This window comes from Flavihumibacter solisilvae, from assembly GCF_000814475.1.
GTDB lineage: Bacteria > Bacteroidota > Bacteroidia > Chitinophagales > Chitinophagaceae > Flavihumibacter > Flavihumibacter solisilvae.
In genome coordinates this window covers 123,048-149,918 of sequence record NZ_JSVC01000002.1, presented here as the reverse complement: position 1 = coordinate 149,918, position 26,871 = coordinate 123,048, and the positions used below count along the sequence as shown (strand labels likewise).

The 26,871-nt window shown below is 46.7% G+C and carries 21 protein-coding genes; 10 read left to right on the top strand and 11 right to left on the bottom strand.

Annotation, left to right across the window (positions count from 1 at the left end; genetic code table 11):
• Window positions 1-34: 34 nt before the first annotated feature.
• Genes OI18_RS02520 through OI18_RS02510 form a run of 3 tightly spaced genes read right to left on the bottom strand, consistent with a single transcriptional unit; the run spans window position 35 to window position 5,310 of the window.
• Window positions 35-3,112, bottom strand: coding sequence for a ligand-binding sensor domain-containing protein (locus OI18_RS02520; RefSeq protein ID WP_039136856.1), 3,078 nt, complete (start codon window positions 3,110-3,112; stop codon window positions 35-37).
• Window positions 3,113-3,145: 33 nt separating this feature from the next.
• A complete protein-coding gene (bcp, locus tag OI18_RS02515) occupies window positions 3,146-3,613 on the bottom strand; it encodes a thioredoxin-dependent thiol peroxidase (RefSeq protein ID WP_039136854.1) in 468 nt (155 codons plus the stop codon).
• Window positions 3,613-5,310 carry a M23 family metallopeptidase gene (locus OI18_RS02510; RefSeq protein WP_039136852.1) on the bottom strand — a complete coding sequence of 566 codons (1,698 nt, stop codon included), beginning with the start codon at window positions 5,308-5,310 and terminating at the stop codon, window positions 3,613-3,615. Before OI18_RS02510 ends, bcp begins: the two co-directional genes overlap by 1 nt.
• A gap of 268 nt (window positions 5,311-5,578) precedes the next feature.
• Between OI18_RS02510 and OI18_RS02505 the strand changes: the two genes are divergently transcribed.
• The 7 genes from OI18_RS02505 to OI18_RS02470 all read left to right on the top strand — a co-directional run bounded on the left by OI18_RS02505 (window position 5,579) and on the right by OI18_RS02470 (window position 14,986).
• The gene (locus tag OI18_RS02505; RefSeq protein WP_039136850.1) at window positions 5,579-5,794 is read left to right on the top strand and encodes a hypothetical protein; all 216 of its coding nucleotides are present in this window, start codon (window positions 5,579-5,581) and stop codon (window positions 5,792-5,794) included.
• 177 nt (window positions 5,795-5,971) lie between these two features.
• Window positions 5,972-8,797 carry a carbamoyl-phosphate synthase large subunit gene (gene carB / locus OI18_RS02500; protein ID WP_039136848.1) on the top strand — a complete coding sequence of 942 codons (2,826 nt, stop codon included), beginning with the start codon at window positions 5,972-5,974 and terminating at the stop codon, window positions 8,795-8,797.
• Between the two features lie 288 nt (window positions 8,798-9,085).
• Window positions 9,086-9,724, top strand: a complete 639-nt coding sequence (locus OI18_RS02490; protein ID WP_039137080.1) for an NAD(P)H-dependent oxidoreductase — start codon at window positions 9,086-9,088, stop codon at window positions 9,722-9,724.
• A 25-nt stretch (window positions 9,725-9,749) separates the two neighbouring features.
• Window positions 9,750-10,223 carry a DinB family protein gene (locus tag OI18_RS02485; RefSeq protein WP_039136844.1) on the top strand — a complete coding sequence of 158 codons (474 nt, stop codon included), beginning with the start codon at window positions 9,750-9,752 and terminating at the stop codon, window positions 10,221-10,223.
• 64 nt (window positions 10,224-10,287) lie between these two features.
• Window positions 10,288-12,408 (top strand): ComEC/Rec2 family competence protein, encoded by a 2,121-nt coding sequence (locus OI18_RS02480; RefSeq protein WP_152616706.1) that lies wholly within the window; start codon window positions 10,288-10,290, stop codon window positions 12,406-12,408.
• A gap of 62 nt (window positions 12,409-12,470) precedes the next feature.
• Window positions 12,471-14,003 (top strand): bifunctional phosphoribosylaminoimidazolecarboxamide formyltransferase/IMP cyclohydrolase, encoded by a 1,533-nt coding sequence (purH, locus tag OI18_RS02475; protein WP_039136839.1) that lies wholly within the window; start codon window positions 12,471-12,473, stop codon window positions 14,001-14,003.
• Window positions 14,004-14,035: 32 nt separating this feature from the next.
• On the top strand, window positions 14,036-14,986 hold the full coding sequence (locus OI18_RS02470) for a DMT family transporter (protein ID WP_205409970.1): 951 nt from the start codon (window positions 14,036-14,038) through the stop codon (window positions 14,984-14,986).
• Here OI18_RS02470 and OI18_RS02465 read toward each other — a convergent pair.
• From OI18_RS02465 to mutY, 7 genes are all read right to left on the bottom strand, one after another.
• Complete coding sequence (locus OI18_RS02465; RefSeq protein ID WP_039136837.1) at window positions 14,968-16,248, bottom strand: DUF7033 domain-containing protein; 1,281 nt, start codon at window positions 16,246-16,248, stop codon at window positions 14,968-14,970. The genes OI18_RS02470 and OI18_RS02465 overlap by 19 nt on opposite strands.
• Before the next feature lie 46 nt (window positions 16,249-16,294).
• Complete coding sequence (locus OI18_RS02460; RefSeq protein WP_039136834.1) at window positions 16,295-17,677, bottom strand: LutB/LldF family L-lactate oxidation iron-sulfur protein; 1,383 nt, start codon at window positions 17,675-17,677, stop codon at window positions 16,295-16,297.
• A 73-nt stretch (window positions 17,678-17,750) separates the two neighbouring features.
• A complete protein-coding gene (locus OI18_RS02455) occupies window positions 17,751-18,320 on the bottom strand; it encodes a DUF3109 family protein (protein ID WP_039136832.1) in 570 nt (189 codons plus the stop codon).
• A gap of 97 nt (window positions 18,321-18,417) precedes the next feature.
• Window positions 18,418-19,080: a gliding motility lipoprotein GldD gene (gene gldD, locus OI18_RS02450; protein WP_039136830.1), complete on the bottom strand. Its 663-nt coding sequence runs from the start codon at window positions 19,078-19,080 to the stop codon at window positions 18,418-18,420.
• Between the two features lie 16 nt (window positions 19,081-19,096).
• Window positions 19,097-20,410 carry a gliding motility-associated protein GldE gene (gldE, locus tag OI18_RS02445; protein WP_052272803.1) on the bottom strand — a complete coding sequence of 438 codons (1,314 nt, stop codon included), beginning with the start codon at window positions 20,408-20,410 and terminating at the stop codon, window positions 19,097-19,099.
• Between the two features lie 70 nt (window positions 20,411-20,480).
• A complete protein-coding gene (locus OI18_RS02440; protein WP_039136828.1) occupies window positions 20,481-20,915 on the bottom strand; it encodes a single-stranded DNA-binding protein in 435 nt (144 codons plus the stop codon).
• Between the two features lie 197 nt (window positions 20,916-21,112).
• Window positions 21,113-22,174 (bottom strand): A/G-specific adenine glycosylase, encoded by a 1,062-nt coding sequence (gene mutY, locus OI18_RS02435; protein ID WP_039136826.1) that lies wholly within the window; start codon window positions 22,172-22,174, stop codon window positions 21,113-21,115.
• Between the two features lie 175 nt (window positions 22,175-22,349).
• Here mutY and OI18_RS02430 point away from each other — a divergent pair, with 175 nt between their 5' ends.
• From OI18_RS02430 to OI18_RS02420, 3 genes are all read left to right on the top strand, one after another.
• Window positions 22,350-22,670: an HU family DNA-binding protein gene (locus tag OI18_RS02430; protein ID WP_039136824.1), complete on the top strand. Its 321-nt coding sequence runs from the start codon at window positions 22,350-22,352 to the stop codon at window positions 22,668-22,670.
• Between the two features lie 24 nt (window positions 22,671-22,694).
• Window positions 22,695-23,540, top strand: coding sequence for a tetratricopeptide repeat protein (locus OI18_RS02425; RefSeq protein ID WP_039136822.1), 846 nt, complete (start codon window positions 22,695-22,697; stop codon window positions 23,538-23,540).
• A 318-nt stretch (window positions 23,541-23,858) separates the two neighbouring features.
• Window positions 23,859-25,409 carry an Rne/Rng family ribonuclease gene (locus OI18_RS02420; protein ID WP_039136820.1) on the top strand — a complete coding sequence of 517 codons (1,551 nt, stop codon included), beginning with the start codon at window positions 23,859-23,861 and terminating at the stop codon, window positions 25,407-25,409.
• A gap of 71 nt (window positions 25,410-25,480) precedes the next feature.
• On the opposite strand, the gene OI18_RS02415 is transcribed toward OI18_RS02420, so the two are convergent.
• On the bottom strand, window positions 25,481-26,851 hold the full coding sequence (locus OI18_RS02415) for a RagB/SusD family nutrient uptake outer membrane protein (RefSeq protein WP_039136819.1): 1,371 nt from the start codon (window positions 26,849-26,851) through the stop codon (window positions 25,481-25,483).
• Window positions 26,852-26,871: the final 20 nt, after the last annotated feature.

Sequence of the window (26,871 nt, the reverse complement as noted above, 5' to 3'; positions counted from 1 at the left end):
GTAACCAGATAAGTTTCTGCTGGCAATCCCCAAATCAGGGTAGGCCAAACCGGAGCGAAACAGAAGTTCCCCTGCCCGGCGCTGCGTCCAGTGCCAATGTTGCGCCCATTTCTTTCGCCCGCATCTGCATATTCCTTAAACCATTTCCGGATAAAGTATGTTCATGGGTTTGAATCACCGCAACAGGATCAAATCCCTTCCCGTTATCTGAAATTTTCAGATCAACTTTTTCCTGGCGCATGGTAATGTCTACAGCCACTTCAGAACACTCTGCATATTTTAAAGCATTGGTAACAGCCTCTTTAAAAATGAGATAAAAATTCTTTCGCTTTTCCATTCCAAGGTTGAGACGTAATACCGATTCATCATAGTCAAGCCGGAAACCTATTCCTGAAGCCTTCATCAGTGGCCTGGCAAAGGATTCCATCCGTTGGATTATCTTTTCCATATGGTCATTCCTGGGATTGATGGCCCATACGATGTCATTCATTTCTGAAATCATTTCTCCTGATGTAACACTGATCTTCTCCAGGGTCTCATCAAGTTCATGCTGTTTATGCTGTTCCTTATAAATTTTAGCAACCTGGCTGTAAACTGAAATGCTGCTCAGCGTTGATCCCATATTATCATGGAGGTCCTGCGCAATGCGGTTCCTTATCCCCTGCCGCTTAACCAGCTCATTGATCCGATACCGGTAGATGCCATACATTATGGCGGCGAGACACACCACCAGAATCGTATAAAACCACCAGGTCGTCCAGAATGGCGGAACGATATAAATGTCCAGAACAGTTTGCCTGCCCGACCAGATCCCAGGCACGGTGCTTGCCCGCACCCTGAAAGTGTAATGGCCTCCGTTCAGGTGTGTATATGGAGCAATTGTCTGATCGCCTGCATCTATCCACTTCTGGTCGAGACCTTCAAGCATATACTGGTAATATACCTTCCCCTCATACCATGGTGCCGAGTAGTGAATGCTGAAAAAATTTTCGTCATGCTTCAGTTTCACTTTTGTCTCTTTATATAACCGTTCTGAATACGAACTGTCATAGACCAAAAGATTTGTAAGCAGAACTTCAGGCTGTTCCCTGTGCAGCGTTACTGAATCCGGATGAAAACGGATATAGAAGCCCAGTCCCCCACCGTAGAGCCATCCTTCTTCATCCCGGTACAGATCACCTTTCAATCCACCCGATTTCTCCATATCAGGAACGTTGAACGACATAAAGCTTTTCAACACCGGGTCATAGCGATGCACTGTTCCATTTCCAATCATCCAGATCTTCCCACTTTTATCGATTGCTAACCCTTCAAGCAGGTTAGCGGAAGTGGTGATGTGATCAAACCGCCCTGTTGCAGGAGTGAAACAATTCAGCCCCCCGCCAAATGTTGTCAACCAGATCTTCCCACCGGCGTCTGACTCCATGTCGCCAACATGGTTATTACTGATGGAGCCTGGATCAGCAGGATCGTTCATGTAATAGCGGAAACGGTGTGTCTTCCGATCCCAGGCAGCAAGACCTGCTTTTGCTGTTCCCAGCCATAACCTGCCGGATGGATCTTTGTAGATTTTTTTAACAAGATTGTCGCGCAGGTCAAACCTGCTGATGATCCTGTTTATTGAATCAGCCCTGCTGATCCATCTCTTATTTACAAGATCATAATAGGTAATGAAGTGCCCGTAGGGAGATACAACCAGTGCGGGCCGGCCGTTGACAGAATCCTCAGCCATTGAAACAACCCGCGACGCGATTATCCTGTTCATCACGACATCTTCAGCGGTGTTCGGAAGCAGTTCAAACCGCATATTTACCGGGTCAAAAGTAAAAAGCGAATAATCTGCCCCCAGGTACATGTTACCGTGCTGGTCTTTAAAGAACCGTGTTACGTTTACAGCCTTGCCGCCGTATTTTATCGGGAAGTGGCTGAATTGTTCGCCTTCCCTGATGAAGACCCCATCACTGGTGGCAATCCATAACTTGCCATCTGCACCAGTCGTAAAATCATTTACGACCGACCCGCTATATACACCGGGCAATGCAGGCAGAAATACCTGCATGAAGTTCCTGTTACCACTCATCGAAACACTGACGCCCTTGTCTGTTCCGACCCAGATATTATTATTCCTGTCGCGATAAAGACAGTTGATCGTATTTGAAGCAACAGTGCCCTCGCGGGATGAGCTGTGCTGGTTGCGGTAGAATTTGTTCGATTGCAGATCCAGTAACAGTAGTCCTGACTTTTTTGTGCCGATCCAAAGGTTGCCGGAATTATCTTCTGTGAAAGCCGTGGCTTCATCCTTACCCAGGCCGGGGTTATTTTCCTGGTTCGCCCAAACTTCTTCCTCGCTGGTGGATGCACTGTATTTATAAACCGCGTTATCCCATGATCCGAACCAGATATTATCCCTGTTGTCCTTGTATAAGGTTGTTACTGTAACATGTGGAAGTTTACGGTATGGGTTTAAGTACCGGTCATCGTTTGTGACCCGGAGGGTGACAGGATCAATGATCATATAACTTCCGCCCTGCCTTCCTGACCAGATCATTCCTTTTCCATCCATGCAGACATCTGTACAGGTTCGTTTAGAGCCCGGTTCAGCAGGCTGGAATTCTGCTGTCCGCGTATCGAATCTTACCAGGCTGGCACCGCTTGTTGCGAGCCACAGGTATCCACGCCTGTCGAACAGCATTGCATTCACAGTATTTACCGGGATAGATGAAGTATCTGTCGGACTATGGCGATATAACCTGAAACGTTCTGAAGGCCTGGCCCTATGGTCAAATCGGGTGATCCCTCCATCGGCGCTGGAGATCCAGATGACCCCGCTGCTGTCTTCGAGAACATCGGTAATGATATTTCCGCTGATCGATGAAATATTATCCGGTGAGTGCCGGAAGATTTCGAACCGCTGGCCATCATAACGATTGAGGCCGTCATCAGTGCCGATCCAGGTAAAGCCCTGCCTGTCCTGCATGATGCAATTGACCTTATTATGAGAAAGGCCGTTCTGCGTACTGATGTGGGTGAAGTATTGCGTGTTTGCCTGGCCGCAAACATTTGATATTATCAGTAGCAGCTGAAAAACTATACAATAAATGCGCGGATGCATTTTAAGGCCATCTTACCACTCAAATTACTCAAATTAGGTGGTAATATCAGCAGCTATTATCTCCTCTGCATGTTGTTTGTTTTTCGGGCGAAGGAAAACGTGACTGATCTTTCCCTTTGGATCTATGATAAATGTAGTGCGGTGAAGGCCCATATATTTTCGGCCATACAATTGTTTTTCACCCCATACGCCGTATTTACCGATGATTTTCCTGTCCGGGTCAGCGATCAATGTAAACGGAAGTTCGTGACGCGTTTCGAATTTTTTGTGGCTTTCTACAGGGTCAGGGCTCACTCCTATTACGGTGAATCCATGTTGTTGTAACAAGGCATAATTGTCGCGCAGGTTACAGGCCTGGACGGTACATGTGGGTGTCATGTCCTGGGGATAAAAAAACAGCACAACTTTCCGGCCTTTGAAATCAGAAAGGGCGACGGGGTTACCGTTCTGGTCATTGCCCTTGAAGTCAGGGGCTTTTCTACCTTTTGCAAGTGGTGGCATCAGCGCACAAAATTTATTTCTCGTTCCGTAATATTTCCAGCTTCATCCTGTGCAGTTATTTTAAGCGTATGTGCACCAGGTCCGCAAAGTTCATCAAATTTATAGATGTAGGTTCTGCCTTTATCATTGCTGAACCGCAGCCATTTACCGTCAAGTTCCGTGCGTAAAACTTTTGTGCGGCCAAGGTTATCACTAACGGTAAAGGCCAGCCGCGAAGCTGCAGCAAGATTAGATCCCGGTCCGAATCCAACAGGCTGGATTACAGGCGGTTCGTGATCGGTAACCAGGGCGAAGCTGCCAAAATCCCTGAACCTGGCCATCGCCCAGTCGTGCTGCCAGCTCACTTTCTGCACATCTTTCCGGCTGCCGCCAGTGCGTAGCATTACCACCCGGTCCTGGTCTGCAGGCGGCACGGGATTAAGGGGTTTAATCCTTACAATCATGGAATCCTGTAGGGGGACCGACAGGCTGCCTATCGTGTGAATTGCCGAAATGGCACCCGGTGATTGCGCTTTTTTCTGATGCCCAATTGTTACGGAGTCATATAATGTCCTTTCCCCGATGATGAATTCACAATCTTCCGACTCAAATACATCAACCATCAGGGGATAGAATTTTTTTCCGGCGGGGTCATTGTGCTGCACCCTGGACCCATTATAGCGGAGTACAGTTGTCACAGTAGAGCTGTTGCCATATGCATCCCTCGCCACTATGGCCAGGTTATGTGGCTGTCCGTCACTAAGATCGATCACACCATCCCCACTATAACGATGATAGATCGAATTCAGGTAACCTGGTAGTTCAGTGAGATGTTGCAGGAACGGTCCGCCGCGGGACTTTGTAGCATAATCTATGTGTGCGTTTAGGTACCTCGTAGCGTCATAGCTGATCTGGTCCATCCTGAATCCTACGACCGCGCTGTCATTGTTCAGCAGAATGGCTTCAAAGATGCCATTCTGGTTGGACGAGCCTGTATGGGTGTCGAAAGCGCTGATAGCCAGGCTCACTTTCGGTACGGAAACGGTGATGGGTGCGGTCGTATAGATGCCGTTCCCTTTTGATGTTACAGGAATGAGGCGGGGCGATTGCTCATAAATGCTTTTGGTTCTATCGTAAACGGCTAACCGAAGAATGGAGGGCCGCGTATTGTCTGCGAGCTCAAATCCGAAGAGCATCGGGTTGAGATTTACGTCATCTGATGTGCGGCGGATCTCAAAATGCAGGTGGGGGGCCTGCGATCCGCCGGTATTGCCACTGAATGCGATGAAAGATCCCTTTTTTACGGGGAACAAAGAGGCGGAGAGTTCAATATTAAGCGCCCAGGATTCCTTCTCGTATTGTTGCTGTTTCACCCAGTTCTCGAGTTCAGGGAAAAAGTCATTCAGGTGACAATAAACAGTCGTTAAACCGTTGGGATGGCTGATATAGATGGCCCTGCCGAACCCTGATGGTTCAATTTTCACCCTGGAAATAAATCCTTCTGCTGCTGCATAAACCTGCAGGTTTTCCCTGCGGAGGGTTTTCAGGTCGAGCCCCATATGATAATGGTTGGGGCGAAGTTCACCGAAGTTGCCGCTAAGGTCGATGGCCACATTGAGCGGATTTCTGAAATATCCTTTCGGGTAATCGGGCATACTGTTGAATTGTGCATGCACTGAAAGGGTAAGCAATAAAAGCGGTAAGAGGAATCGGACCATCAGCAGGCTAATTGTTTTCAAAAACTGCAAATCTAACGATTGCCACAATCTGAGGCATGATGATGATCCGGACGGGGTCGAAAATGCCCCGTGCATAGCCGAATTTCATTTGGTTGTTTAAACAACTTGTTAAATCATGATGAAATCCGGAAAAGTGTAATCATTTTATAAACATGGAACAGCGTTTGATGTTAATTGAATGTCTATGTAAACTGAACGGTTATTAAGATTAGCGGCAGCATTTATTAACTGAGTAAACAGAAGGGTTATGAAAAGATTCCAACAAAGAGCCATCGTAATGGTAATTCTGGTGATTGCCTCAATCATCGGGGCGATTAAAGGAGAAGAAGCAAAACAGAAATGGATGTTCAAGATTCTGAGCAAACATGATGAGAAACAATCGCGTGCGGTCCGAAAGATGGATCAACGGAACGGGAAGGTATTGCTCGATGACATTGAAATGTCGGCTTATCATAAAAGCTGAATCAATAAATATCTCTGCACAAGGCCTTCCCTCTCGGGAGGGCCTTTTTCATTTGAGCATATTGGCTTTTGCGGTTCGGGTTGCGCCCGATTCGGCTAGTCCTGGCCTCATTCTGAAAATTTATCACGGAATTTCCTTCCCGGGCTGTACTTTTGCGCAATTTATTTTTCCGCAACCATGCCAAAAGACAATTCTATAAAATCTGTCCTGATCATAGGATCAGGACCCATTATCATAGGTCAGGCCTGTGAATTTGATTATTCCGGAACCCAGGCTGCGCGCAGCTTAAGGGAGGAAGGGATAAAAGTGATCCTGATCAACAGCAATCCGGCAACAATCATGACGGATCCGATGATGGCTGACAGGGTTTATTTGCTTCCATTAACGGTGGAAAGTATCGAACAGATCCTTGAAGAGAATGAAATTGATGCTGTGCTACCAACGATGGGTGGACAGACAGCGTTGAACCTGGCAAAAGAGGCGGAGGACCTCGGGATCTGGGAGAAGAACAATGTGAAGCTGATCGGGGTGGACATCAAGGCAATCGATAAGGCGGAGGACCGCGAAAAATTCCGCCAGTGGATGATCCAGCTTGGTGTACCTGTAGCAACTGCAAAAACAGCCAACAGTTTTCTTGAAGGAAAGGAATTTGCCCAGGAGATCGGGTTTCCGCTGGTAATCCGTCCCTCATTCACGCTCGGCGGAACAGGTGGAGGATTCGTACATGATAAGGACGAACTGGATGAGGCACTGAACCGTGGTCTCCAGGCCTCTCCTATACATGAAGTTCTTGTAGAGCAGGCTGTTCTGGGCTGGAAGGAATTTGAGCTTGAGCTGCTGCGTGATGCCAACGACAACGTTGTGATCATTTGTACGGTTGAGAATTTCGACCCTATGGGTGTGCATACAGGGGATTCCATTACTGTGGCACCTGCCATGACGCTGAGCGATACAGCTTTCCAACTCATGCGTAATACTGCCATCATGATGATGCGCGACCTCGGCAATTTCTCCGGTGGCTGTAATGTGCAGTTTGCCCTGAATCCCCAGACTGAGGAAATCATTGCCATCGAAATCAACCCGCGGGTGAGCCGTTCATCTGCCCTTGCATCCAAAGCCACAGGTTACCCGATCGCCAAGATCGCGGCAAAACTTGCCATCGGCTATACGCTTGATGAACTCGAGAACCAGATTACCGGGAGCACTTCTGCATATTTCGAACCTGCGCTTGACTACGTTATCGTTAAGATCCCGCGCTGGAACTTCGACAAATTCAAAGGCGCAAACGATACACTCGGCCTCCAGATGAAAAGTGTGGGTGAGGTAATGGGTATCGGCCGAAGCTTTACGGAAGCTGTCCAGAAAGCCTGCCAGAGCCTTGAGAACAATGCTGTCGGACTCGGCTATTACGGTAAAAGCCAGATGCACGCAGAAGAGCTGATAGAATATATCAAAACACCGAAGTGGGACAGGATCTTCCGGATCAAGGATGCCCTGATGCTTGGTGTCAGTGCCAATACCATTGTAAAGGCAACCAACGGTATCGATCGCTGGTTCATTTATGAGATCCAGAAGATCTGCAACATCGAAAAGGAACTTGCTAAATATAAATTTGCCACACTTCCGACCGAACTGCTGAAAGAGGCCAAACTGCATGGCTTCAGTGATGAGCAGATCTGCCGCATCATGCAGGATGGCACTGAAGATGCCCTGTACGAAAAAAGGAAAGCAGCCGGCATTAAGAGGGTCTTCAAAATGGTTGATACCTGCAGTGCGGAGTTCGAAGCGAAAACGCCTTACTTCTACTCTACTTTCGAAGAAGGAAGTGCCAACGAAAGCAAACGCAGCGACAAGAAAAAGATCATCGTACTCGGTTCAGGCCCGAACCGCATCGGCCAGGGTATTGAGTTCGATTACTGTTGTGTTCACGGATTGCTGGCGATAAAGGAAGCAGGTTATGAGGCCATCATGGTCAATTGTAACCCCGAAACAGTATCAACTGATTTTGATATCGCAGACAAACTGTATTTCGAACCCGTTTACTGGGAGCATCTCTGGGAGATCATTGAACATGAACAACCGGACGGTGTAATCGTACAGCTGGGTGGACAAACAGCATTGAAGCTTGCAGAGCGACTCAATGAGAAAGGCATCAATATCATCGGTACTTCCTACGATAATATGGACATCGCGGAAGATCGCGGACGCTTCAGTGACATGCTGAAAGACCTGGGAATCCCTTATCCTGACTATGGTACTGCATTCAATGTTGACGAGGCGGTTGAAGTAGCGAATAAAGTAGGTTATCCTGTCCTGGTTCGTCCCTCGTATGTACTGGGTGGCCAAAGGATGCGCATAGTGATCAATGATGAAGAAGTGGAAAAGGCAGTTGTAAGCCTGCTGAAACATATCCCTGGTAACAAGATCCTGATCGACCACTTCCTCGACAGGTGCCAGGAAGCCGAAGTGGATGCAATCTTCGATGGTGAAAACTTCCACGTGATGGGTGTGATGGAACACATTGAACCTGCGGGAATTCACTCAGGTGATTCCAACGCAGTTCTGCCCGCGTTCAACCTTACGCCTATGGAAGTGACGACGATGGAATATTATTCTGAGAAGATCGCACGGGCACTGAACATCAAAGGCCTGATCAATATCCAGTTCGCTATCAAGAATGGCAAAGTATATGTGATCGAAGCAAACCCAAGGGCATCACGGACAACGCCGTTCATTGCCAAGGCTTACCAGATCCCTTACCTCAACATTGCCACGAAAGTGATGATGGGAACGCATAAACTGACTGAATTCGAGTTCGACAAAAAACTCAACGGGTTCGCGATCAAGGAACCTGTGTTCAGCTTCAACAAGTTCCCGGGTGTAAATAAGGAACTCGGACCTGAGATGAAGAGTACCGGTGAGGCTATCCGCTTCATCAAGGATCTTAGGGATCCGTACTTCCGGCAGTTGTACAAGGACAGGAGCATGTACCTGAGCAAATAATTAAAACCACTATGTGGTGTTTATGGCAAACCCGAAAGAACAGTGTTTCTTTCGGGTTTTTCTTTTCCGACAAGTTGACATGAACAAACATTTGAATGACACCTCAATTGGACCTCAGATTGACCTCGGCCACCGGGGAGATATAAGGCATTTCCGAGGTGTCATTGAGGTGTCAACGGGCTTCGAACCGGATTCGTCCGGTGACCAAATGACAGCCCATCAAAACTGGAATAGTGTTTGAACATTGTATATGCAAATACTGTTACACCAAACACAAAATCACCTGGTATGAACTACTTACAAGACTTTAACTGGAGATACGCTACGAAACGAATGAACGGAAAGCCTGTCCCGGCTGACCAATTAAATAATATTCTTGAAGCGACCCGGCTTGCGCCCTCTTCCCTTGGTCTTCAACCATTCGACGTACTGGTAATCCAGGATCCGGAACTGAGAGCGAACCTGTCTCCCGCCATCTATAACCAGCCGCAGGTAACGGAAGGTTCAGCCTTACTGGTATTTGCCGCATGGAAGAATGTAGCACCCGGGCAAATTGATCAATACCTGGAAAACATCGCTTCCACAAGAAATATTCCCCTAGAGTCGCTGAATGATTTCAGGAAGATGATTGAAGGAAGCATAACAACCCGGACAGACGAACAGGTTCATCAATGGGCTGCAAGGCAAGCCTACATTGCATTAGGGTATGCAACGGCAGCTGCTTCATTTGAAAAGGTGGACAGCACACCAATGGAAGGATTTAATGCAGCAGCGGTAAATGAAGTACTGGGTCTGGATGGGAAAGGGTTGTCCGCAGTAGCTGTGCTTGCATTGGGTTACCGCGACGAAGAAAATGACCACTTAGCGAATGCTCCAAAGGTTCGCCGGCCTGCATCATCATTTTTTACGGTTTATAAAGGCTCCTAACGGAGCTTTTTTTTATCTTCATAGCATGCAAACAAGGATCCGGAACATCATTCAGAACCTTGATACTACAATGTATGGCCAGCCATGGTTTGGCAGGAGTTTTATGAGCATTGCCCGTGAAGTGGATCCGGAGATCGGGTTTGAAAAGCCTGTCGGCCATGCGCATTCCTTACTCGACCTCCTTTACCATACCCTCACCTGGTCAGATTTTACATTGAAGAGACTGGAAAATGACCCACATCACGACCTCCATTCTTTTGAGAAGATTGACTGGCGTGTCATTGACCCTGCTGAAAATAACTGGGGCAAAGGCCTTGCACTCCTTGATGCTTCTACCAGGTCCATCCTCGGCAACCTGCAGAAACAAAACGATGACTTACTCGACCAGAAAGTGGAATTTCGGGAATACAATTTCGATTTCTTATTGAACGGTCTCATCCAGCATAACATCTATCACCTTGGGCAGATCGCCTTCCTGCACAAATTGCTGAAACCTTAATACCGTTTTTTCACGGTTGACACAAGCATTCCGCAAGGTTACCTTGGTGGTGATTTTAGTGATCATGCCGAGAAGCACTTCGACTCAATATCCCTGGAAAAATGCACCTTTCATTCGCCTTCTTCCTCCCTTTATATGCGGCATATTATGGGGCGATATCCATGGTCCAGGTTTCCAATTGATCATAGGACTGGTCATAGCATGCAGTATGCTGGCACTTCTCCTGTTCAACAATTTTAACTGGTTCGTCTATGCTGCCAGGTGGCTGGCTGGGATCCCCGTGAACCTTTTACTTTTCTGCTCGGGTCAGCAGGTTTTTATGAGCCGCCAGCTGCGGGATGATAACCAATGGATCGGCCATAAACTGGATCATGCAGTTGCCATTGCAGGCACACCTGTTTCGCTGCCTGAGCCGGGTGCCAAATTTTCAAGATTCGGATTCGAATGTGCTGCAGTAATTGATTCTGCAGGAAATGAATTAAGGGTCATTGGTACAATCAACATAAATGTGAATGAGCAATCACTCAGAACTTTTATGCCAGGCGATACCTGGCTGATCAGTACCTCTTCAATCAAAGCACTCATTCCAACAGATAACCCGGGAAGCTTTGACTTTGCCCGATATTGCTTCCGGAACCAGGTTTTTCACGAAGCTTACCTTGATCCTGAGCATTGCCACCTGATACGCAAAGCACATTGGTGGAACCTGAAAAAGATACTGGCGGCAGGACGCATGTCAGCTATGAATGCAGTCAGGAACACTATGCCAGAAGAAACGAGAGCATTGGCAATGGCCTTGCTCATAGGCTACCGGCAGGAGATGGATAAAGAGCTGTTGAAAACCTACACCGATACAGGAGTCATTCACGTAATTGCAGTTTCAGGGATGCATCTTGGCCTGGTTTTCCTTTTGTTGCAAACCATCCTGAAATTTTCGGAGAGAAAATTCCGGTTCACCAGGTGGACCAATTCAGTGTTGATACTTGTTATTATCTGGTGGTTTAGCGGAGTCGCGGGTGGCACAGCATCTGTTGTCAGGGCTGCAGCGATGTTTACGTTGGTACTGGCTGCCAGGCTGACCAGGAAATCCTGTACAGGTATCCATTCACTTTCCTTATTTGCATTCCTACTATTGTGCTATCGGCCATCATGGCTATGGGATGCAGGTTTCCAACTTTCGTTCCTGGCGCTTTTGGGCATTTTTTTATTCCAGCCGGCGATTGAAAAAATCTTCAACATCAGGAACCTGATTCTCAAACACACCTGGCAGCTTTGTTCAGCAACGCTGGCAGCGCAGCTCACAACCTTTCCCATTAGCATTTACCTGTTTCATCAGTCCCCCTTATACTTTCTTCCGGCAAACTTATGGGCCGTTCCATTGTCAAATCTGGCATTGGTGTCTGCATTGATCCAATGGTTGGTCACTTCTACCGGCATTTCAATTACCTGGGCTGGCAGCATGTCAAACCTGCTCCTTAAAACCATGAATGCAGGAATAAGGCATATCAGTGACCTTCCGATGTCAGTAGTCACAGATTTAAATTGGCAACTAACGGAAACGCTCCTTATTTACCTTGTAATATTTTGCATGGCATGCAGGCGATATTTACAAGTCGGCAAACTGTTCATTGCAACCCTGTTTCTTTTCTGCATACTGGCCGGCTTCCAATTAAACACAAGGATGAAGCAGTTCCATCAACAACGGATTATCGTATATCACCTGCGCGGAAAATCGGTAACGGACCTGGTAAATGGAAGAATGGCAATCCGTCTCGCTAATTTGACCGGACATCCGGCACCAACTGCCGCAGCAAGATATTATGGCATCCAGACCGTCCGCCACTCGGCCTCTTCTTTATTCAGGACAAGCAGGATCCTGGTAGCCATTCCTCGAAACAACAGGGAAATACTTCCACTCCTTAGCTTAAATCCCGGCTTCCTGGTAATCACAGGCAGGATCTTCGACCTGACGAAGTGGAAACATGCGATACCGGACAATACAACCTGTATTCTTGACGGCAGTATCAGGGAAGCGAAAGCTGCCGAATGGGAGCGGGCTTTGCGCCAGTCCGGAATCCCGGTCCATAACACCTGGATAGCGGGTGCCTTTCAAAAAGACCTGAACAAGTTGCCGGGGTTGCCCACATTTTTTGAGGGCGATACCGTAGCTTTGCGCCTTCGTTAACCAGGCCTGTGCAGCCTGCATCAACCTGCTTGCCCTAACCGATAACCAGTCAATCTCAGCGTATGACCAAAAAAATTCAGTCAGCATTGATCTCCGTTTTTTACAAAGACGGTCTGGATGCTCTTGTCCGCCTCCTTCATGAGCAGGGCGTAACCATTTACTCTACCGGCGGAACCCAGCAATTCATCGAAAAGCTGGAAATACCCTGTGTTCCGGTAGAATCCGTAACGTCTTATCCTTCAATCCTTGGTGGACGGGTCAAAACGCTACATCCAAAGGTCTTCGGGGGTATCCTGGGCAGAAGGGCCAATGAGCAGGACATTGCTGAAATGAAACAGTTTGAAATCCCGGAACTCGACCTGGTTATTGTTGATCTCTATCCCTTCGAAGAAACTGTGGCCAATACCTCTGACGAGAAATCCATCATCGAAAAGATAGATGTTGGGGGGCCATCCATGATCAGGGGAGCTGCCAAGAACCACCAGGATGTCGTGGTTATAGCTTCAAAACAAGATTATTCCTTTCTCGAAAATATCCTACGGGAACAACAGGGCACAACAACCCTGGAGCAACGTCGCCACTTCGCCGCCAAGGCCTTTGAAGTATGTGCCCATTATGACGTGGCAATTTCCCAATATTTCACCCCGGGTTTTGACAACTATTTCCTGTCGTCAGTCCCCAAGCCAAAAATTATGCGTTACGGTGAGAACCCTCACCAGCAGGGCGTTTTCTATGGCGAGCTTAATGACATTTTTAACCAGCTGAACGGAAAGGAACTTTCATATAATAACCTGGTTGATGTAGACGCAGCAGTTCAGCTGATACAGGAATTCAGTACTGACAATAATGAACAAATGCCCTACACCTTTGCCATCATCAAACACACAAACGTGTGTGGTGTATCGCAGCGGGAATCAGTAAAAAGTGCCTGGGACAGCGCGCTTGCAGGCGATCCTGAAAGCGCTTTCGGCGGTGTACTGGTTTGTAACGGAATCATTGATGTAGCTACAGCACATGCCATTAATGAAATATTCTTCGAGGTACTGATTGCACCTGGTTATGATGAAACTGCACTGGAGATCCTGCGTGCCAAGAAAAACCGCATCCTGCTGCAGCAGAAAAAGCCAGTAGGCGTGAAGCAACAATTCCGCTCACTGCTAAATGGTGTACTCATGCAGCAGATTGATGAAGGGAATTATACAAAATGGGAAGAAGCCGGTGGCAGGGAAAGCACGCCGGAAGAAAAAGCGGATCTCGAATTTGCCAACCTCATTTGCAAGCACCTGAAGAGCAATGCGATCGCACTGGTAAAAAACAGGCAGCTGATCGGTAAAGGATGCGGACAAACCAGCAGGATTGATGCGCTCAGGCAATCAATCGAAAAGTCAAAGCAGTTTAATTTTGATCTTAACGGAGCGGTACTGGCCAGTGATGCATTTTTCCCGTTTTCGGATTGTGTGCAGATGGGACATGAAGCAGGGATCACTGCCTTCATCCAGCCCGGAGGTTCCATCAGGGATAAGGATTCTATAGAGTATTGCCAGAAAAACAACCTGGCAATGGTAATGACCGGAATGCGGCACTTCAAACACTAAAATTGCAGCCGGGCATTCGCCCGGCTTTTTTTATGCGCAGGCAACTTAACATGATCAACCCCATGCGGCTCACGGAAAAGGGCACACGCAGTAAGGCGCTGCTTGCATTAACGCTTGTGAGCATCACCTGGGGTACTACCTGGCTTGTTTCCAAAGCTGGTGTTATGTATATGCCTGCATTGCAGCTGGCCGGGTTAAGACAACTGACCGGCGGGCTAATCTACATAGTCTATTTCATCTCGAAAGGAAAAGCCTTTCCCCGTGGCAGGCAGTGGATTCCCGTGATCATACTCAGTATACTGAACTTCCTCTTAAGCAACGGGCTTACTACGTGGGGAGTGAAATATATCTCAAGTGGACTGGGAGCGATTATCGGTGCCGTGTTTCCACTATGGATGGTTGTAATAGCACTGATCAGAGGAAACTCCTCCCTAAACAGGAAATCACTGATTGGGTTCGTCCTTGGCTTTACGGGAATCTGCATCATCTTTGCCGATCACCTGCACGATTTCATGAACGCCAATTTCAGGTTTGGCATTTTCCTCTCAATTACGGCCACCCTTACCTGGGCATTCGGAACAATATATACAAAGAACCAGGCCGATTCTTTCAACCCGTACTTCAGTATCGGAATTCAGATGGTCATTGCAGGTTTCATGCTCACAAGCGTCAGTCATGCAACGGGCAATGTAATTCCCATAACACAGATACCGGTTATTTCCTGGCTCTCTATAATCTATCTTGCAGTTGTCGGATCAGTGATCTCATTCATGGCATATATCTATGCCCTTCAACACCTGCCGACAGAACAGGTATCCATCTACGCCTATATTAACCCGCTGGTTGCGGTATTCCTTGGCTCATGGATCTTTGATGAAAAACTGAACGCGTTTATTGTTTTTGGCGGCCTGATAGCATTGTGTGGCGTGTATTTAGTGAATGCTGAATTCAGGAAAAACAGGGATCAGCCGGCGTCCCAGTAAGCATCTTCTTTCATGAAGATCTCATAAAGATCTTTCCACTCCCTGTACATGGGATCGCTGCCCAGGAAGTTGTTGTGCCAGATAGTAATGAAACATCCACGAACTTTTTTAACTGCAGCATAAAACCGCATCAATTCAGTATATGCCTGCTGTGGCGTATGCTTTTGTTCGTAATAAGAATTGGCATCCATGAAACAGAACGGGTAAAGCATTAAGTCGGTTGCGGAGTTGGTCGTAAGGTTGAACCAATAGTATGATGAAGCCATAGAAGCGCGAAAACCATTTATACTTCCATAACCCATTGAAAAATCCTGTCTTATACCGCAGCGGTAAAGTCGTTCATACGTGCCTGGCAAGTTGAGCTTGATATAATGCTGGCGGCTTTTTGTGATTGACAGGTCGGCAACTGCTTCCATCCACTCCTTTTCCTCTTTTATGATTTCGTCAGTGGCAGCGATGCTGCTTTGCCATGAAGGATGAAGGCCAACCTTATGCGTCGCTGCGTAATAATGGATCAATTCCTGGAATGGCCTGGTATCAGTAGGGATATTCCTGTCATACCCCTTTTGCTGTTGTGCAACGAGAAAAAAATAAACAGGGTTTACACGACAGTACAGGTGAAGGGCATCCAGCCATTCATACGCGTCGTAAGGATCTTTTTCTTCCCCACGCAATACGTTCAGCCGTTGAAAAGCTGAGCTGTATTCCTTGCGTAAAATGGAGCGGAAGAACCCGCCGGTATTACGTTTCAGGCCTTTATACCGGTATGCATACATCATATCGATATCATAGGTGGGAATGAAGGTGAAATTTTTACGTCTGAAGATCGCAGCAGGAAATTTTTTCTTTAACAAAACTTCGAGTTGCATCAGCCAGTTATTGACAAGGGGTTCCTGCAGAAATCCTTCACGCCAGGCAATGGATGCAGTATGGGGGAAACATCCGAACCGGTCCGGTTCAAATGGAAGGTATTCCTCGTAGCGGCTAACGAGGAAAAAGATCGCAGCAAAGATATCAAAGGGAAGATCATTGCCTGGTGAAGCGAAGAATGCCTTCATTCCATACCAGCTGAAGCATTCGGGTTGCTGTGACCTGACATTGGATTCGAATAAAAGTGATACCGGTACAATATGAAATTCAGCCTGGGTTACCTGCTTTTCGCTGTAATTGATCCGCACTCCTTCGTACAGGGAAAAAACTTCACGGTCGCTTGTAATTGTAGCATCGGTAATGCATAATTCACGGCTGATCAGATCAACCATGTACTGCAATCGTGGGCTATGTGCCGTGGAAAATATCAGCATGAACTCAGGAAAGCTTATTTTTTTCGCGCCAGAGCTGGTTAAAACTTTTCTCGGGGAAGTCGATCGGCCCCCTTGTAGAGGACCAGCCTTTGACAAGTTTATTGACCATCCAGTTTTTTACTGATGCTTTCCCTTTATTCATCCATTTCCTATTTGATACACCCACTTTCCACGCCTTCCATGCAAGCTTCTCTGCAAATGGTGCGAAGCCTTCCCTGGCTGCTTCATGCCTGTTTTCCAGCAGCAATTCATGGAGGTTGATTCTGACAGCGCATACCTCCGTACAGTTGCCGCATAACGAGGAAGCATGACTCAGGTGTTTCCAGTCATTCAACCCCTTTAAATGGGGTGTGATGACACTACCGATCGGACCACTGTAAGTGGTTCCGTATGTATGTCCACCAATGTTCTTATATACCGGGCAGGCATTCAGGCATGCGCCGCACCTGATACAATACAGGCTTTCCCTTGTTTTCGGATTGGCGAGGAGGTTAGTACGCCCATTATCCAGCAGTATTACGATCATTTCTTCAGGACCGTCAGACTCTCCCGGCTGCCTGGGTCCTGAAACAATAGTATTATAAACGGTGATTTGCTGACCTGTACCATATGTTGCCAGGAGCGGCCAGAAAAGTCCAAGGTCATTCATGGTAGGAATTACCTTTTCAATGCCTGCGACGACGATATGCGTTTTAGGCCATGCGCAGCTGAGCCTTGCATTCCCCTCATTCTCGGTTACAGCGATTGCGCCAATATCACTGATGAGGAAGTTCGCACCGGTCAATCCCACTTCCGCCAGAACATATTTTTCCCTGAGTCTTGCACGCGCTTCGAGCGTCAGGTCACCAGGGCCCAGTTTCGGGTCGGTTCCTAATTTGTCGGCAAAGAGCCTTGCCACGTCTTCCTTGCTCTTGTGCATGGCTGGTGTTACAATATGGTATGGAGGCTCACCGTCGAGTTGTTGAATATATTCTCCCAGGTCGGTCTCGACGCTTTCGATATGATTCTTTTCGAGGAATTCATTTAGTTTGATTTCCTCTGTTACCATGCTTTTGCTCTTTACCAGTGTGGTGCAGTTCTTTTCCTTACAGATACGAAGGATTTCACGACGTGCATCCTCTGCATTTTCGGCCCAGATCACTTTTCCTCCCCTGGCAGTAAATGCAGATTCAAAATTTTCCAATTGCTGATCAAGCGTTTCAAGTGCCCGCCACTTGATATTTTTAGCCCGCTCCCGGGCAAGCTCCAGGTCACGGAACTGGGACTTACCGACGGGAACAACCGCATTGTATTTGCCTATATTGAAATTGATCTTTTTGCGATGGTCAAGATCGGCCGCCTTCTGATTGCTTTTGGCCAGGAACACTTCTTTTATCTCATTGCCCATACGTTCGAAATTACATTTTTCATTCAACCTTGTACTATGAAAGTCGTAATTCTTTTCGGATGGACAACCCTTCTCAGTGGTACATCTTGTAGTATGCGTCGAGCGCATCGTAGTATTCCTGTCCGTATTTCCGGATGATGGGTTCCTTCAGGAAAACGTAAACCGGAACTTTCAGCTTATTCCCCAGTGAACAAGCCGCGCTGCAGAGCGTTTCGCGGGGCTCATAATTGACCATATCATATTCTTTTCCCGCTTTAATGCGGATGGGAAAGAGGTGACAGCTGATGGGTTTTTTCCACGTGGTTTTACCATCATTATACGCCTGTTCGAAGGCACATTTGATGACACCCTTTTCATCGCGGTAGCCATATGCACACATGCCATTATTGATAGCGGGCGTAACCCAGCCGAACTCTTTGTCGTACGAGTATCTTCCCTCCTTCTCTATCACCCTGACACCTTCAGATGTGAGATAGGGTTTAACCACTTCGTAGACTTCATTAATAATGTCAAGTTCCTTAACGTCAAGGGGAGCACCCGTATCGCCGTCTTCGCAGCAACCGCCTTTACAACTGGAAAGGTCACATACAAATCTTTCCTCTACCACTTCATCACTGACCAAAGTATGTTCGATTACGATCATCCGGCTTTTTTTTGCAAAGTTAGTTTATCACAATTTATTACTGTCCTTTTTAGACAAGTTACTGGTACGGAACGGGTTGTGACGATTGCGCCGCCGCTTATTCACGCCACCGCAGGGTGTTTACCAGGTGTTTCAGGTCCTCTTTCAGGAATGCATTAACAGGTCGCAGCGAGTCTTCGTTGGGTGTGGCGTCGAAATACAATGCGCCGCGGAGAAAATGTTTCACCGAATCACTTACCAGGAACTGATTTGAGGTGGCAGTATTGCCGCCAATCCGGAAAAAGACCCCATCTATGCCAGCTGGAGTTTTGAATGCACTGTCTTCAATTGAGCTCGCTTTATAAGAATGTTTGAATGAAAGTGTATAGGATCCGTTCAACAATTTTTCGAAGGTGTTTACACCAAGAGAATCCACATATTCTCCTTTGGCATTTTTTACTTTGTACCGGGCATTACCGCCAATGCGGTTGTAGCTTATATAGATGCGCCCGTTATAGTCAGGTATATCGATATTGATCCAATAGGGGTTTTCCGGCTGTTCCTCGAAAAAAGTACTGTCCTGTGAAATTCTGGCATACACGGGGTATTCAAAAGTGTAGGGAAACCCCGGCCTGTCGAATGCCTGGTACCGGTGTTCGGGAAATTTGATCGCATAATAGCCACGGGGTTTCGGAGTAAATGGACTATTACATCCGAGTGTTCCTGTTAATAATACTGCAGCAAAAAAGAGTTGGGTTATGCTTTTCGGGGAAATCTTCATCAGGTCAAATTATTGGCTAAACGATGCTTATGGTCACCTTCACTTTCTGGATCCTGTTTCTTAAAAGTTCGAGGACGGTAAACTGGAAATCGCCTACGGCTATGACTTCATTTTCGGCAGGAATCTTTCCTGATACTTCGAGGATGAGTCCGGCAAGGGAATCGCTGTCACCTTTCACCTCTTCAAAGGTGCTGAGCGGGAGATTCATGGCTTTGCACACATCATTGATCATGGTGCGTCCTTCAAAAATATAGTTGTTTTCGTCGAGTTTCCGGTTCGGACTTTCTTCATCATCAAATTCATCCCGGATATCGCCGATGATCTCTTCCATAATATCTTCGAGTGTCACGATTCCACTGGTGCCCCCGAATTCGTCGACCACGATCGCGAAGTGAGTCCGGCGTGAACGGAAGTCCTGAAGCAGATCTTCAATCATTTTCTGTTCATGCACAAAATATGGCTGGCGCATGAGTGTATGCCAGTTAAAGTCATCCGGTTCATCGATATGAGGCAGGATATCCTTTGTATGAATAAGGCCCATTACTTCATCGAGACTGTTCCGGTACACCGGAACCCTTGAGTAATGAAGATCTTCCAGTTGCTTAACCAGTTCCCCGAAAGAGATATGGTAGTCAATGCCACTAACGTCGAGCCTTGTACGCATTATCTGTTTAACTGTAAGATGGCCGAACTTGGCAATACCCCGGAGGATGTTTTTCTCTTCTTCTGATGCGTTGCTATCGTCTTCGAGTTCTTCAAAATGATTGCCTGTGTAGTCGGCACCCAGAGATTTTTCTATCCTGTCAGTCATTCCCACGAGCCAACCGCTTATCCGCTTGAATAACAGGTGCACGATTTCAACGAGGTAAGACGAATCACGGGCGAAACGGAGGTTATTCTGTGAGGCATATACTTTTGGAAGCACTTCGCCGAACAGTACGAGAAAAAAAACAACCAGGAATAATTTAATGGCGACGATAAGTGCGTGCGGTTCCTTGACGGGAAGCAGCTGGTCGATCAGGAAACTGGAAAGAATGATTATGGTAATGTTAACCAGGGCACTGCCTATCCGCATCGATCCCATCAGGAGCTTCGGTTCGTCCAACAGGTGTACAATTCTCCTCCAGCTTGATCCCTGCTTGGTTTTCAGCATATTAACATCACGATGGGAGAGACTGAAGAAAGCCACTTCTGCTCCGGAGAGGAAATAGGAGATTACCAGCAGTACCAGGATTATGATTACCAGGAGGGTAGTGCCCTGAAGGTTTGCAGCCAGAAAGAAAGGGCTCCACAACAGTGTTATGGAGGCATCAACCGAAGCGTGGTCCAAAGCTGTTCTTTTTTGTTAACAATGCTATTCCGCCAAACAAGCGTCTGCAAATTTGCATTAAATTCCCGATTCAGAAGGGCAGATCCTGATTTGGTTCCGGTGGAGCATCTGAACTGCTCATTCCTTCAAGTCCCTCGCCAGGCAAACCGCCATTTACATGGCCGTGAATGTCAGATCTCTTATCGAGCATGATCAGGTTATCACCAACTACTTCGGTAGCGAATTTTTTGTTCCCTTCCTTGTCTTCCCAACTGCGTGTACGCAATCTTCCTTCAATGTAAACAAGGCTCCCTTTATGCAAATATTTCTGGGCAAGCTCTGCTAATCCGCGCCATAACACCACTGTATGCCATTCCGTCTGGGATATCAGTTTTCCTGCCCTGTCCTTGTAAGTTTCTGTTGTTGCAAGGGAAAACTTTGCTACTGCTATATTTCCCTCCAGGTATTGTACATCCGGGTCTTTCCCCAGGTTACCGATCAACATGACCCTGTTTACGCCTCTCATATGGTTGCATTTGAGGTTTTAATTCGCCTGTTGTGTGATAGTCCTCTTTAAAATTAATTTTTTTTCAGTGTATTACATTCTATTTTTTGCGGTTAACACGCCTTTTTCAATGTATTTTAACCTACGTTCACCCGACGGGTGGGACCCGACGGGTGAATGATGCACAACAAACTGATATGAGGGGGGTTATGCGAAAATCAGAGTGGGTGTTTTTCCAAGTAACGGGTAATAAAGCGGGGAAAGGCAAAATTCCCGAGTTGTTTCCTGGTAATAAACCGGAAGCCAAGCTGTTCGGGAAGCGGATGATCAAGTTCCATATGGATAAAGCAACCATTAATTTTCTGGTGTGTCAGTTGTTGAGAATATTGATCGGAGACCGAAATAATATTTCCCTTCAACCTGTTTCCATAAGCGTTACGGACGGCGTGCATTAAGTCCTTCTTCTCCCCTTTCATGGCTTCCTCCGTTTCTACAAGGGCCCATTCATACAATGAATGCCAGATATCGCTATCCGACCGTTGCCTGATATAAAACCCTCCTTCGTAAGAGAATATATAATAATAGAAAAACCTGGTACGGCGAACGAGCGACTTTGATTTGACCGGCAGTTGCTCAGCGATTCCGAGTTTATTTGCTTCACAATCATTTCGCTGGACACAAACCTGGCAAAGCGGCTGGCGGGGTTTACAGATTGTGGCGCCAAAATCCATGATCGCCTGGTTATAAGTGCCCGGTGAGTCAGTGTCGAGGAGTTCATTGGCGAGCCTGGTATATAGTTTTTTCCCTTCCGGCTGATCCACAGGTGTGGTAATGCCAAAATAGCGGGAAAGAACCCGGAAAACATTGCCGTCAAGGACTGCATGCGGTAAGCCATATGCGAAAGAGGCTATGGCTGCGGCGGTATAAGGTCCTATTCCCTTCAGGGAAAGGATTTCTTCAAAAGTATCCGGGAACCGGCCGTTTCTTTCAAAGGCGATAAAACGGGCTGTTGCGAGAAGATTCCTGCACCTGCTGTAATAGCCCAGGCCCTCCCAGAGCTTAAACACGTCTTCATCAGGTGCCATGGCCAGGTCACGGATCGTATGGTATTTTTCGATGAAACGATTGTAGTAGGCCAACCCCTGTTCCACCCTTGTCTGCTGCAGGATCACCTCGCTGAGCCAGATCCTGTATGGATCCCGTTCGCCCTTCCAGGGCATGGTACGGAGGTTGCCCGATTGGTTCCAGTTCAACAGGAGATTGGTGAATGCTTTTTGCATATTTCAGAAAACTCGGAAAAATATTTCAATTTAATTCAAAATCAATAAATTGCATAAGTGTTGTATGTGTAAAAAGATTCACTTATATTAACAAACAAATTCATATTTGTTAAGAGATCCGGGGATTAATGTGACGACATTCTGCTACTTGAAAATGACTCAAAACAGGTGAAATATGAGAAAGGCCGACCTCATCAACCAAATTGCAGAAAAAACAGGCATTCCAAAGGTGGATGTTCTGGTAACCCTTGAGGCAATGTTCAAGGAAGTTAAGGACGTGTTGTCACAGGGTGAGAACATTTACATCCGGGGTTTCGGAAGCTTTATCACCAAGAAACGCGCGGCAAAGATCGGGCGTAATATCAAGAAAAATGTTGCGGTTGAAATTCCGGAGCATTTTATTCCTGCCTTCAAGCCTGCAAAAGAATTTGTACAGGAAGTAAAAAAACTTAAAACAGTTAAGGAAGGACAGCCAAACCCGGACGAAGAGATGTAATTTCGCCACCTTAATTGGATTAAGGTGAAAAAAGAACAGTACATTTTAATTGTCGGCGCTGTGCTGCTGGTATTGGTGATTTATTTTTTCGGGAAGACCGTTCCACCGGGTAAAGAAACATCCGCCAGTGCGGCTACTTCAACGCAATCATTTGATATCCAGACGGCTATTAAAGCCGCTACTGCCCAACTTCCCACGCATCAGCAAACTTATGTGAACGGACTGTCGCAGGCTGTAGTGCGGGGAGACGTAAAAGCGCAGCAAATTGCCACTTACAGGCAGCTGGCCAGCTTCTGGAGCGACTCCGCCAGGGCTTTCCTTCCTTTTGCCTATTATACGGCAGAGGCCGCCAAATTGGAAAATTCTGAAAAAAGTCTCACCTTTGCAGCCCAATTGTTGCTGGATAACCTGCGAGGGGTTGAACAGCCGGAGATAAAATCCTGGCTGGCCGGCGAATCGAAAAAGCTGTTTGAAAAGGCACTTGAACTTGATCCGGGGAATGATTCCCTGAAGGTTGGACTGGGAAGCACATACATTTTTGGTGCTCCTGCAGGCGATCCACAGGAAGTGATGAAAGGGATACAACAGGTGCTTGAAGTGAGCCGGCGGGATTCATCCAATATATATGCACAAAAGATGCTGGGCATTGGAGGGATAGTTTCGGGGCAATACGACAAGGCAGTTGAAAGGCTGGAAAAGGTTGCCCGGAGCACACCACATGACCTTGAAGTGCTGCTGATGCTTGCGGAAGGATACGAAAGACTGGGAAAAAAGGATAAGGCGACAGATTGGTACAAGCATGCGGCAGAACATGTGGAGAATCCGGCGCTGAAATCTGAGCTGAATAAACGAATTCAGCAATTGCGATAAATTGAATTGTTAACTATAAATCTTTGTAAAGATGCCTTGTGGTAAAAAAAGAAAACGTCATAAGATTGCTACGCACAAACGTAAGAAGAGGTTGAGAAAGAATCGTCATAAGAAGAAGAACAAGTAATATTCTAAGCTATACTACCTTCTTTAAGCCGGAATATGTAAATTTATTCCGGCTTAATTTCCTTTAGCTGAACCGTTTATTTCCCGGTCATCCAACCGATTATTGCAAAAAACGGATACTGGCGAAGTACAGAAACCACTTCAGCTGTTTTCCTTTTGGTGAGATTGGACTGATGTTAAAAGATTACTCGCTTGAACAAGGAATTAATTATTAACTCTGCGCCACAGGGCGTGGAGATCGCTCTCCTGGAAGACAAGAAGCTGGTGGAACTGCACAACGAAAAGGCAGATGCCAGTTTTGCTGTTGGGGACTTATACCTGGGCAAGGTCAGAAAGCTCATTCCCGGTTTAAATGCCGCATTTGTTGATGTGGGATTTGAAAAAGATGCTTTTTTACACTACACCGACCTGAGTCCTTATGCAAAATCGCTGCTGAAATTCACCCAGCAATCAATCAGTGACAACACTGCCGGCGGTTTCGACTTTGCGAAATTTGAGGTCGAACCGGAAATTGTTAAGACAGGCAAGATCAATGAAGTGCTTGGCGGCAAGCCCAATGTCCTGGTTCAGATCCTCAAGGAACCCATTGCAGCCAAAGGTCCGCGCCTGAGTTGTGAGATATCCCTTCCCGGCCGTTTTGTTGTTATTACCCCATTCAATGATGTTGTGGCAGTTTCGAGGAAGATTCATTCTTCTGATGAAAGAAAAAGACTGCAAAAGATCATTGAGGCAATCAAGCCCAAAAATTTCGGGGTTATCGTACGAACTGCTGCGGAAGGTAAGAACACTGCAGAATTGCACGAGGATCTGCTGGCCCTGGTCGAAACATGGAAAGCCATCCAGCAAAACCTGAATGGCTCTGTTGCACCGGCCAAAATCCTCAGTGAGCAGACGAAGACCACGAGCATGCTCCGGGATCTCCTGAACGAGGATTTTAACCGCATAGTTGTCAACGATAGAAATATCTACAACGACACCAAGAGTTACATTCAGCGCATTGCCCCCGACAAAGCAGACATTGTTTCCTACTATCATAATGGCGCACCGATTTTCGATCAGTATGGCATCACCAAACAGGTAAAGGCCGCATTTGGAAAAACGGTCAACCTTCCCAGTGGTGCATACCTGATTATTGAGCATACGGAAGCGCTGCATGTTATAGATGTGAACAGTGGCTACAAAAGTGTAAGCAATAACCAGGAGCAGAATGCACTGGAAACTAATCTTGAAGCTGCAGAAGAGATTGCAAGGCAATTGCGCCTTCGTGACCTGGGTGGCATTATTGTGGCCGACTTCATTGATATGAAGCTCCCCGAGAATAAGAAGCGGCTTCTTGATGCCATGGAGAATTATATGAAGCCGGATCGCGCCAAACATGCGGTTCTACCCATTTCAAAATTCGGATTGATGCAGATCACCCGGCAGAGAATGAAGCCGGAGATCAATATCAACACCATGGAAGTATGCCCCAGCTGTAACGGAACGGGTAAGATCTCATCAACACTCGTACTTGAAGACGAGATCGAAAAAAATCTTAACTACCTCATTACCCACAAGCACAGCAACCTTACACTGGTAGTACATCCTATCATGCATGCCTACCTGACAAAGGGCTGGATCTTCAGTAAGCTCTGGAAATGGAAACGCGCATTCAAACAAAACATCAAGCTCCATTCAAATACCAATTATCACCTTACAGAGTTCCATTTCTTCGATGCACATGAGGAAGAAATAAAACTGTAACCCGATTTCAAATAATTAAAAAACCCGCATGAATCATGCGGGTTTTTCTTTTTCTGAATGTTCAGGTTTTATTAATAACCTTCGTTTTGTACCAGGTTACCATTTACTTTAATCTCGCGTTCCGGAATTGGCAGTACCAATCTCGAAGAGTTCCAGGACAATGGACCAACGGCGATTTCGAGACGTTTCTTATCATGCAATAGGTTTCCTTCGAAAGCAAGCTCAAGCTTTCTTTCCAGGAGGATCTGATCCAGAGTCAGATCTGCAGCGTCAATTGGGTCCAGCCCTGCCCTGGCCCTGATCCTGTTGATATCTAGATGAGGAGCAACGCCACCAATCGGATCACCACCCAAACGGAAATTTGATTCTGCACGGATCAGGAACATTTCAGCAAGTCGCAGGATGTGTACATTCCCATAAACCATGTCGAACTTACCGGTGTAAATGGAACCACCGTCCGCATAATAAACTTCCAGGCGGCCATCATTTTCTTCGTACTGGCTGAAGTATGAAGGATCAATTGTGATATCACCTCTTCCCATGGGCGAGAAATAAGTATTGAAATCATTCACACCCTGCGTGTTGTTTACCTGCATGGCAAAGACATCTTCTGTAGTATTGGCTACAGGTACTGTTGCAGCGTTATAATTCACGGGGAATGCCTCAGCATAAGTGCCCGTCAGGCTGTTTGTACCATCTTTGATGGCACGATCGGCGGCAGCAGCTGCATTTGCATAATCTCCCTGCTGAAGATACACACGAGCGAGCAGGGCTGATGCAGAAGGCCTGTTTGCAAAAATTGTCTTTCCGGTGGACAATTGTCCTTCAGCCTCGGTGAGGTCCGTTATAATCTGGGCATATACTTCGGCGACGGTGTTGCGTGATACTTTTGCCGCATCTGCGAGATCTGCCGTTGGTTTAAGTACAAGTGGCACGCCCGGATTTGAGGAAGGATTTCCATCATTCCATGCTTTTGCGTATAAACGCACGAGATCGAAATACACGGCTGCACGAATGAATTTGGCTTCACCTGCTACTTTATCTTTTTTAGCGTCAACCACCTTGTCAATGGCATTGAGAACATTATTGGCCACGTTGATCGCTTCATAAGATTCTGTCCAAGTATCCTGTACAAAATCATTATTTACAGGAATCTGCTTGTTATAAATCTGGGTAAGCCCCTGGAACGTTCCGGACCAGGTGATCTCATTATCATTACCAAGCAGTTCTGAATAGACGAACATATCTCCTCCATAAACTTCCGCATCGCCAAGCCTGGAATAAGCACCAACAAGTGCAGATTCCACATCAGAGCTGGTCAGCAGTGCCTGGTCAGCGTCAACGCTCGCAAACGGAGATTTGTCAAGCCTTTTTTCGCAAGCGGTAAATGCCACCGTTAAGGATAACACCCCGCCGATAATTCTACTTTTATTGAATAACATAATTTTCTTTTTAAGGGGTC